Origin of the sequence: Azohydromonas australica DSM 1124 (genome assembly GCF_000430725.1) — a bacterium.
Taxonomy (GTDB): domain Bacteria; phylum Pseudomonadota; class Gammaproteobacteria; order Burkholderiales; family Burkholderiaceae_C; genus Azohydromonas; species Azohydromonas australica.
The window spans coordinates 1-7,579 of sequence record NZ_KE387218.1; the positions used below are offsets into that span (position 1 = coordinate 1).

Here is a 7,579-nt window from a genome sequence, read left to right on the forward strand (position 1 = left end):
AGCTTGGCCAAGTCGAGCGCATGGCGCAGGGCCTTGGAGCAGACCTCAGAGCCGTCGGTGGGAAAGAGGATGCGGGTGTACATGCGTTCCTCTGCCAGTAGCTGCCCGTGGTAGGGCGACAAACGAACTATGGCGCAAGCGGACCGCCGGACTCGCTAGGCACTTGCCAGTAGCCGGACAGGACCGCCGCGCACCATCTCGCGCAAGGCCGCGATCACCTGCTGCGGTGTGGCACGGTGACCGAACAGCGCCGGGCGTGACTGCACGATGCACGAGACAGCCAGCCGTTCCTCCCGTGATGCGAAGCGACAAGCCTCTTCCAGGGCATCGCCGGGGAACCGCGCATCGGCAAGCTCCACTGCGCGCTCAATGAGCGCGATGGCACGCACGGTTTGCATGGTCCCCCCTCGGATTCCAGGACAAACCGATTGTGCGGTGCAGCATCATCAGGGCAACAGGCGCATGCTGTGGCGCCCCCCAATCTGCGGGCTCCCTGCTGAGCCAGGCCTTTTGTCACTGCTGCTGTGCCGCTCGAGAGCGGGACAGGAGTGCGGTTGCATGGACGTTGCGTCCAGGCGGCAGTCAGCACCCGGCCGGCCTGCCACGCCGAAGTGGCGCGTACCGGGCACTTGCCTAGATGGCAGGCAGGCGCAGTTGCTCCTGTCCCGTAGCGGTCTTGTGCGGGCGGCCGCGGCGCGTCGGCGCCGGTTCCAATCCCAGGTCTGCCGGTGTCAACTCGAACGCCCGCATGAGGTTGCGTACCTTCACCAACGCCTCCAGCCGGGCGTCCTCTTCCATCTCGTGCAGTTGGCTTTCGGCCTCGGCCAACTCGGCGCGCAGCTCCGCGATGCGGGCCTTCAAGGATTCACGGGTGGGCTTGGCAACGGGCTTGACCCAGCCCTTGGGCATGTCTTCGGTTTGGTACATGCCATGGATGATGCCGCTTTCCGAGCCCATGGGTGACCCGCATGGACGCCTGGACGAGTGCTTCGCTTCGCGTAGGAGCGGGCTGGGAAACGAGCCGGAGTGAAAGAGCTTGCCGCTCACACAGGCCCTTGATCCGGATTGGCCGCCAGACACGCCAGCAGCCCCTTCACGGCTGTGCGCGCCTGGCACTCCTACCAGTACAAGCTGCTCAAGTCGCAGGCGCAACGGGTGCCTTCGCTGCCCTGGCGGTCCTCGTGGAACACCGCGGGACCGCTGGCCCCGTTGCCGATGTAGACCGCATCCACAGGGCAGCCCAGGTCCGCCGCAATGATGCTCAGGACGGCGGCATGCCTGGAGGTGAGCGCTTCGTCGATCGGAAACAACCGCTTCACGGGCATACCCTCCACTGCAGGGTGACTACGGGTCGCCGTTGGCGCGGCGGGTGCTGAAATCTCACGGGCAACCGGCGTGCGCCGGCGCGTTGACGACGTGTGTCGCGTCACGCGGAGCAGCACACCGCATTCCAGCACCCAGCTGCAGCACGATGCCGGTGCTGCGCCAGCAGCCGCGGCGAAGATCGGGCCGCCTTCAGCAAGGCGCCAGGCCGGTTTGGCCGCCGCGCCGCACGGCCTCCTCGATGGCCGCTGCCTCCACAGCGCCCCGAGGTCCGAGCACGCGTCGCAACTCGCGCAGGGCGGCTGCGAGTTGCTCCAGGCAGGCGCGACACCACAAGGCCGGCAGCGCCGGATCGCGGGCGGTTTGCAGCACCATCCTGGTCATGTGCCGCAGCACGCCAGCCTCGTCGAACACGCCCAGCCGCGCGAGCTTGGCCCCGCCGAGCACGTAGTGCTGGATACGCTGCGGCTCGCCGGCATGCCGCGCGAGGCGCACGTCTTCCTGCAGCGCCTGCCATCGCTGCAGGAGCTGCTGCACGGGTCCTGGCATGCGCGCGGCCAGGGCCTGCCCTGCAAGGGCATTGGCCATGCACAGGTGCGCGTGGTGGAGCGGTCCGCCGCTGGCAGGGTTCAATAGGATGAGATCGTTCACTGCGACGTTTGCGGGTTTGCAGAACCAGGACGCCAGGCGCTGCACCAGCACGGCACCAATGCGCGGTGCCGGCCTCGGCCAGCGCTCAGGGCGCCCAGCGCATCGGGCCTTGGCCCAGCGCCGCGGCACCTCGACTTGCGGGTACCGAGGCGCCAGCAGCTACGGTCCCGGTGCGAACCGGAAAAAGAGCGGGCGGCAGCCGAAGCCGCGCGGGACGGGAAAGGAAGCCCGGGGGAAAAGAGGAGTCGTCAGCCCGGTCCGCTGTGTCGCCCTGTAAACCTCGACGGTGCTGCAGTTGCGCCTGCAAGCATCGTGGAAGCCATGGTGGTGGCGAAGAATTAGGCGAGGCTTAGGCAGCCGGCCTCGCCGGCAACGGGCTTGGTAAAGATGTGCAAGGCTCATGGAGACGCCCCAAGGGATAGAAGAAGAGGCGGCAGCGCCGTGGCTGCGCGGGATGGGAAGTCGGGGGAGGAGGCTGGCGTGCCCCACCCCGCTGTGAATCGCCCTTCAAAAACCTGTTCGACCTGTTGGCTGCCGTCAGGGCGCCGTGCGCCGCCGCACCGGCGGCACCGGGGCGGTGCCTGGGTGTGGAGGCTGCGGCGCTTCGGGTGCCTGTGGCGGCTGGCCCAGCCCCGCGCGCAGCCGCTCGTACATGTCCGTGAGCGTGGCGCGCAGGTCCTCGCCCGGCACGTCGCGCAGTTGCCCGGCCAGGGCGTCCAGCGTGTCGGTGTCTCCCTTGTCGGCCGCGCGCTGCATCTGTTCGGCAAACGCATCGGCGTCGAAGCCGCGGCGGGCCGGCGGTGGCGGCGCCATCGACCGGGCGGGCGCCGCTGCCGTGGCGGCAGGCTCTGGTGCTGCAGCGGCAACCGCCACGGACACCTTGCCCGGCTGCGTCGGCAGCACGTCCAGGTCGATTTCCGGCTCCTGCGGCGGCTGCAGCGCGGGCGGCTCGGCGTCGCCCGCAACCACCGTGCGTGGCCAGAACTGCACGCTCTGGTGTCGCTGCGGCAACCGCCACTGATGTCCTGCCCGGCTGCGCCGGCATGGCGTCCAGGTCGATTTCCGGCTCCTGCGGCGGCTGCAGCGCGGGCGGCTCGGCGTCGCCCGCAACCACCGTGCGTACGGTGTCGGGATCGGCCAGCGCGGTGAGGTCCAGCGCGCCCGCGTCACTGCGGCTGTCGATCTCGGCGGCCAGCGCCAGCGCGTCGTTGCCCGACAGCGGCAGGGCCTTGCACTGCAGCTTGACGGCGGACTTCGCCGCCATGGCGTCCTCCCATAGGACCCAGGGCGTCTCGGCCAGGCGCCGCTCAGCCGCCGCGCGCTCCTTGGCCGTCTCGGCGGCGTCCACGGCGCGTACGAGGGTGCCGTAGGTCTCGCTGCAGGCGCGGACCTTGAGGAGGTCGTCCAGCCGCAGCACGCAGGCCAGCTCGATGCCGCTGGCCAGATGCACATGCGAGAACGCCCCGATGAGCCCTCCCCGCTCGCGCAGGCTCTTGCGGTACTTCAGGAACGTTGTGCTGCCCTGCATGTGATCGAAGAAGTCGCCCTCGTGTATGGCCTCGGCCTGCAGGCTCCTGACATGCGGGCAGCGGTAGGCCAGCGTGATGAAGCCGCGGTACCCGATTTGAAATTGGCACTCGAAGGTCTCTACCCAGTGGCGCCCGCCGTCCGGCGGTGGCACGCGCTTCCTGTACGGGATGAGGAAGGCCTGCTGCTGCGCCGTGTTGGGCTCCAACCCGAGGGCGGCCGAGGTCATCATGGCGCCCAGCACCGACTGCGGATCGCACTGCAGCAGGCGCGGCGTCTTCTTCACGGCGTTGACGCAAAGGGTCAGCATGCGCTCGGCCTTGAGGTACTTGCCCGCCACGGCCGTGATGCCCTTCCTGACCTTGGTGTGCTCCAGGAAGTCGAAGATGGTGAGCGCCTTCTCGGCGCTGCCTTGGCCGGTGGCCACGGCCTTGAGTGTTTGCGTGCTCATCTGCCCAACTCCTTTGCATCGAAGTTCCGTACGGTGAAGACACGCGAGTACCAGCGCCGGGTGAAGTCGCGCGCAATGGCCGGGTGGGCCTTCTTCAGCGCCGCCTCGTCGATGTAGGAGCCGCTGCGCGCCTTCCAGTCCACGGCGCGCACGCCGCCGCGGCCAAGCAGCAACTCGCCGTGCTCTCCCATGGCACGCTTGACGTCGAACTCCAGCGCCTGGGCTTCCAGCTCGCGGGCCCGGATTTCAGCGAGCAGCGCGCGCAGCTTCAGCACCTTGGCGGTCAGATCCTCGTCGGCCACGAGCGCCGGGCTGTCGCCCTCGCGCGGGAAGAGACGCGCCATGTCTTCCAGCGTGGTGGGCGCCGGCGGCAGCCGCTTGAGCACGTGGTCGCGCCAGAACGCCAGGCCCCGCGCGCGCAACGCCGCAATGGTTTCGGCGTCCGCCTCCACGGGATAGCTGCGCAGCTCGTCGGCGCCAAAGAGCGCGGCGACGATGCCGCGGCGGCGGCGCGTCACGCCCAGGCCCCACGTGGCCTGGGCGAGGTAGTGCAGCGGCAGCTCGTCGCTGCCCGTGGCGCCCCACAGGTGCAGCTTGAAGGGATGCACGGTCTTGAGCTCCACATTGGTGACCTCCCCTTCCCCGTCCAGGCGCACTTCGAAGTCGATCTCGGCGGCCATGAAGTCGTGCTCGGTGTCCTGGTAGCGCACGTTGCTCCCCACGATCTCGACGGCGTGGCCGCGCGACGCCAGGTCCTCCACCAGCATCTCGGCCACGGCGCCCTCCCAGCGCACGCCGCGCCGGCGCACACCGGTGGCCGCCACTTCCGCCGCGCCGGGCCGTGTCTTGGCTTCCCAGAGCTTGAGCGGCGTGGTCCAGGGCGAGATGCCCAGCACTGCCGCGATGTCGGCGCCGCCCAGCCAATGGCTGCGGTCACGCCCGGGCGGGATGACGTTCAGGGCTTGCATGTCGGGCCCCGGCGTCAGAACGGGCAGCCGGTGGGGTGGCCCCAGGCGCCAGCCCTGGCCAGCAGCCGCAACGACCCCCGACAGTTCGTGTCGCCGCCGCACCACGGGCTGCCGTGCTCGAACACGACGTCCAGGCGCTGCGGTGCCACCACCGTCACGCGTCCGATGCGCCCGTCCATGGCCTGCACCGTGTCGCCCACGGCCAGCGGCTCGCAGTAGGGATCGAAAGCGGCGGCGACCTCGCCTGTCGTGGCGGCCATTTCATCGCCGCCCTCGGCGGGGCAAGCCGGCACAAGGTACGCCGGCATGAAGGCCCAGGGCACGCCATCGAGCATCACCAGCACCAACCCCAGCGAGGCGCACCCCGAGTGCTCGACCACCTCGCCCTCACGGCCGGCCAGGGCAGCGGCTTCTTCGGGCTCGAACGGGTTCAGGTCCTGCTCCAGCAGGTCGTCGGCGGTGGCATCGACGCGCACGCGCTGCCCCGGCCGGAATGCCGAGCGTGGCATGGGATCAGGGGCACCCTTGCTCCGATCCTGACGGTGCAGCAGGTAGTTCGGCGCGAACGACAGCCGCCCATCCGCGCCGGTGGCGACGGTGCCCAGCGGGGTACTGCGGCAGGATTGCAGCGCCAGCCGTTCGCGCAGGTGCGGCTTGAGGGAGGTGCGGCAGGCATCGGTGATGCGGTTACCAGTTATGGGACCGAGTTGCGACATGGCAGAACTCCGGTGAGGGCTGGCATGAGGCCGCCAGCCAAGGCCCAGGGGACTCAGTACGGAACGAACGGGGCGGACAGCAGCGCCAGCAGCACCCCGGCGACGTAGGCAGCCACCGGCCATCGGAACGACCCGGTACAGTCATTGCGCAGAGGACGCAAGGCATCGGCCACGGTCTGCTCGGCCAGGGCCGCAGGGGCGTCGTGCAGGTCAGGCATGGCGTGCCTGCCTCTCGCGCACCGGGCAGCCGCCGCCACGCAGGCAGCGGTGGCTGAACTGGCAAGGCGGGCACGTCGGGTCCTCAGCCTCTTCCGCGACACAGGCGGCCTCGTGCTCACGAACCAAGGCATCGACTTGCAGCCGAGCGGCAGGGTCCGCAGGCGGATAGGCCGTGAGCCAATGAATGGCCGACTGGCGGACGGCGCTGCTCATGGCAGCGCTCCCAGGGCACGCGCAACCGCCACATGCGCCGCTTCCACCAGCACCGCAATCCGCGCCGCCAGGGCTTCGGCGTCGGACGTGGTGCGTAGTGCAGGCAACGCCGTCAAGGCTTGGGCGACGGTGAACAGGTCCGGCGCCGCCTTGAGCAAATGAGCGTTCGCCAAGACCGGCACCACGGCCACCAGACCGCCAGGGCTCGGAAGATTGTCGTGATGCAGGGTTCGCCCGCTGGCTCCCAGGAAGTACGGGCCGGGCTCAAAACCGAAGTCCCCGAAATACAGGCGATCAGAAGAAGGCGTTTGGCCGGGTGCCACCGCATGGCCCCGCGCCGGGGGCCACGGGCTGCGCGTGATGCTCAGCCCTTGCATTTCAGTACCCCGCGCGGGCGTGGTGGATGCGCTCGCGCTCGCCGATCCAACGGTCTTCAGCAACGGAGGCCGCCCAGGGATCGGCGTAGTCGTCAGGCTCGCTGTCGTCCTCGCCAGCCTTCTCGTGATCGGCTTCAGCTTGCGCCAGCCACTTCTTCAACTGCTCGGGATGGAAGAAGCCGGCGTCTTCGCACAGATCGACCGCGTGATCGCCGATGACGCAGGCCGTCGGGATGATCACAACGTCCTGACCACGGTGGTCCTCGTTGACTTCGGCTTGGTACTCGATGACTACCGGGATGCCGGCGAACGTGGAAGTGAAGCTGAAGGCGTTGGGAGAAGAATCGAAACCACTCATCTCTATCTCCTTTGCGCCATGCCCTGGTGCATGGAGATAATTCTAATTCAAAACACACTGTAATCTAGGTTTTTCATCAGATATGTAGATTCAAGTTGTTATAAATCCATGTTTAGAACATTAAAAAGCCCGCGATATGCGGGCTGTGCAAAGGAATATCTAAAACTAACGCCTATTGATTCAGGACCCTTCGTTGACCTGGGAACCGGCTACAACGCCCTGCAGGAATGCGCGCACCTCGCGCTCGTCCCTCAGGCCGCTTGCCACGGCGTGCAGAACGACCCGCACCAAATCGGAAAGAGGCAGATCGATGCTGTCGGGACGACGGGGCGCCGCCTTGGCAGGCGGCGCCGAAACCATGGGGGGTGCCGCCGCTGGTTGCTCCAGCAATGGGTACTGAGGCGATGCCGCTCCGGGCTCTTTGAGCGCCAGCAGCTCGTCCACGGAGACGCCATAGTGCTGAGCCATCCACCGCAGCGTCAGAGCGTCGGGCAGCGCGCGGCCGGTTTCCCAGGCCGACACGGTGCCGTCGCCCTTCTTGCCCAGGATGTCTCCCACTTCGGCTTGCGTGAACCCGTCGCCATTGCGCGCGGCCTTGCGGGCTTTCTTCAGCCGCTTGCCGATCTCCTGCCGCAGTTCAGCTTCACTGTCGTTTTGCATGCGGCGAACTGTAATCATCCCAACAGGGGTGAACTCTAAATCTGGTGAGGTTCTATAGTCGTATCCCGCAAGGGCAGGTGTCGCGCGAGGGCTCCACGAGCCGCCGGCACCACCGC

General features: G+C 68.1%; 12 protein-coding genes. All 12 read right to left on the reverse strand.

The window, feature by feature from the left end:
- Positions 1–83 (reverse strand): universal stress protein (locus tag H537_RS56975; RefSeq protein WP_211235155.1); only part of this gene is annotated, 83 nt, incomplete at its 3' end.
- A 72-nt stretch (positions 84–155) separates the two neighbouring features.
- Positions 156–398: a hypothetical protein gene (locus H537_RS0138085; RefSeq protein WP_029002035.1), complete on the reverse strand. Its 243-nt coding sequence runs from the start codon at positions 396–398 to the stop codon at positions 156–158.
- Positions 399–633: 235 nt separating this feature from the next.
- On the reverse strand, positions 634–957 hold the full coding sequence (locus H537_RS0138090) for an H-NS histone family protein (protein ID WP_029002036.1): 324 nt from the start codon (positions 955–957) through the stop codon (positions 634–636).
- Between the two features lie 161 nt (positions 958–1,118).
- A complete protein-coding gene (locus H537_RS0138095; protein WP_156902226.1) occupies positions 1,119–1,319 on the reverse strand; it encodes a hypothetical protein in 201 nt (66 codons plus the stop codon).
- A gap of 196 nt (positions 1,320–1,515) precedes the next feature.
- Positions 1,516–1,911, reverse strand: a complete 396-nt coding sequence (locus tag H537_RS48130; RefSeq protein WP_156902227.1) for a hypothetical protein — start codon at positions 1,909–1,911, stop codon at positions 1,516–1,518.
- 412 nt (positions 1,912–2,323) lie between these two features.
- The gene (locus tag H537_RS51995; RefSeq protein ID WP_084151280.1) at positions 2,324–3,952 is read right to left on the reverse strand and encodes a recombinase RecT; all 1,629 of its coding nucleotides are present in this window, start codon (positions 3,950–3,952) and stop codon (positions 2,324–2,326) included.
- Positions 3,949–4,920, reverse strand: a complete 972-nt coding sequence (locus H537_RS48135; RefSeq protein WP_051244595.1) for a YqaJ viral recombinase family nuclease — start codon at positions 4,918–4,920, stop codon at positions 3,949–3,951. The genes H537_RS51995 and H537_RS48135 overlap by 4 nt, the downstream gene beginning before the upstream one ends.
- A gap of 14 nt (positions 4,921–4,934) precedes the next feature.
- Positions 4,935–5,636, reverse strand: coding sequence for a hypothetical protein (locus H537_RS0138125; protein ID WP_029002042.1), 702 nt, complete (start codon positions 5,634–5,636; stop codon positions 4,935–4,937).
- 53 nt (positions 5,637–5,689) lie between these two features.
- Positions 5,690–5,854, reverse strand: coding sequence for a hypothetical protein (locus H537_RS54100; protein ID WP_156902228.1), 165 nt, complete (start codon positions 5,852–5,854; stop codon positions 5,690–5,692).
- Positions 5,855–6,064: 210 nt separating this feature from the next.
- Positions 6,065–6,445: a hypothetical protein gene (locus H537_RS54110; RefSeq protein WP_156902230.1), complete on the reverse strand. Its 381-nt coding sequence runs from the start codon at positions 6,443–6,445 to the stop codon at positions 6,065–6,067.
- 1 nt (position 6,446) lies between these two features.
- The gene (locus H537_RS0138140) at positions 6,447–6,803 is read right to left on the reverse strand and encodes a hypothetical protein (RefSeq protein WP_029002043.1); all 357 of its coding nucleotides are present in this window, start codon (positions 6,801–6,803) and stop codon (positions 6,447–6,449) included.
- A 180-nt stretch (positions 6,804–6,983) separates the two neighbouring features.
- A partial coding sequence (locus H537_RS50150; protein WP_211235154.1) for a helix-turn-helix domain-containing protein occupies positions 6,984–7,579 on the reverse strand: 596 nt, incomplete at its 5' end.

Excerpts from the sequence above, each read along its gene's own strand:
- H537_RS0138125 (WP_029002042.1), bottom strand. The coding sequence starts at position 5,636 with ATGTCGCAACTCGGTCCCATAACTGGTAACCGCATCACCGATGCCTGC.
- H537_RS48135 (WP_051244595.1), bottom strand. The coding sequence starts at position 4,920 with ATGCAAGCCCTGAACGTCATCCCGCCCGGGCGTGACCGCAGCCATTGG.
- H537_RS48130 (WP_156902227.1), bottom strand. The coding sequence starts at position 1,911 with ATGGCCAATGCCCTTGCAGGGCAGGCCCTGGCCGCGCGCATGCCAGGA.
- H537_RS0138085 (WP_029002035.1), bottom strand. The coding sequence starts at position 398 with ATGCAAACCGTGCGTGCCATCGCGCTCATTGAGCGCGCAGTGGAGCTT.
- H537_RS54110 (WP_156902230.1), bottom strand. The coding sequence starts at position 6,445 with ATGCAAGGGCTGAGCATCACGCGCAGCCCGTGGCCCCCGGCGCGGGGC.
- H537_RS0138140 (WP_029002043.1), bottom strand. The coding sequence starts at position 6,803 with ATGAGTGGTTTCGATTCTTCTCCCAACGCCTTCAGCTTCACTTCCACG.
- H537_RS54100 (WP_156902228.1), bottom strand. The coding sequence starts at position 5,854 with ATGCCTGACCTGCACGACGCCCCTGCGGCCCTGGCCGAGCAGACCGTG.
- H537_RS0138090 (WP_029002036.1), bottom strand. The coding sequence starts at position 957 with ATGGGCTCGGAAAGCGGCATCATCCATGGCATGTACCAAACCGAAGAC.
- H537_RS51995 (WP_084151280.1), bottom strand. The coding sequence starts at position 3,952 with ATGAGCACGCAAACACTCAAGGCCGTGGCCACCGGCCAAGGCAGCGCC.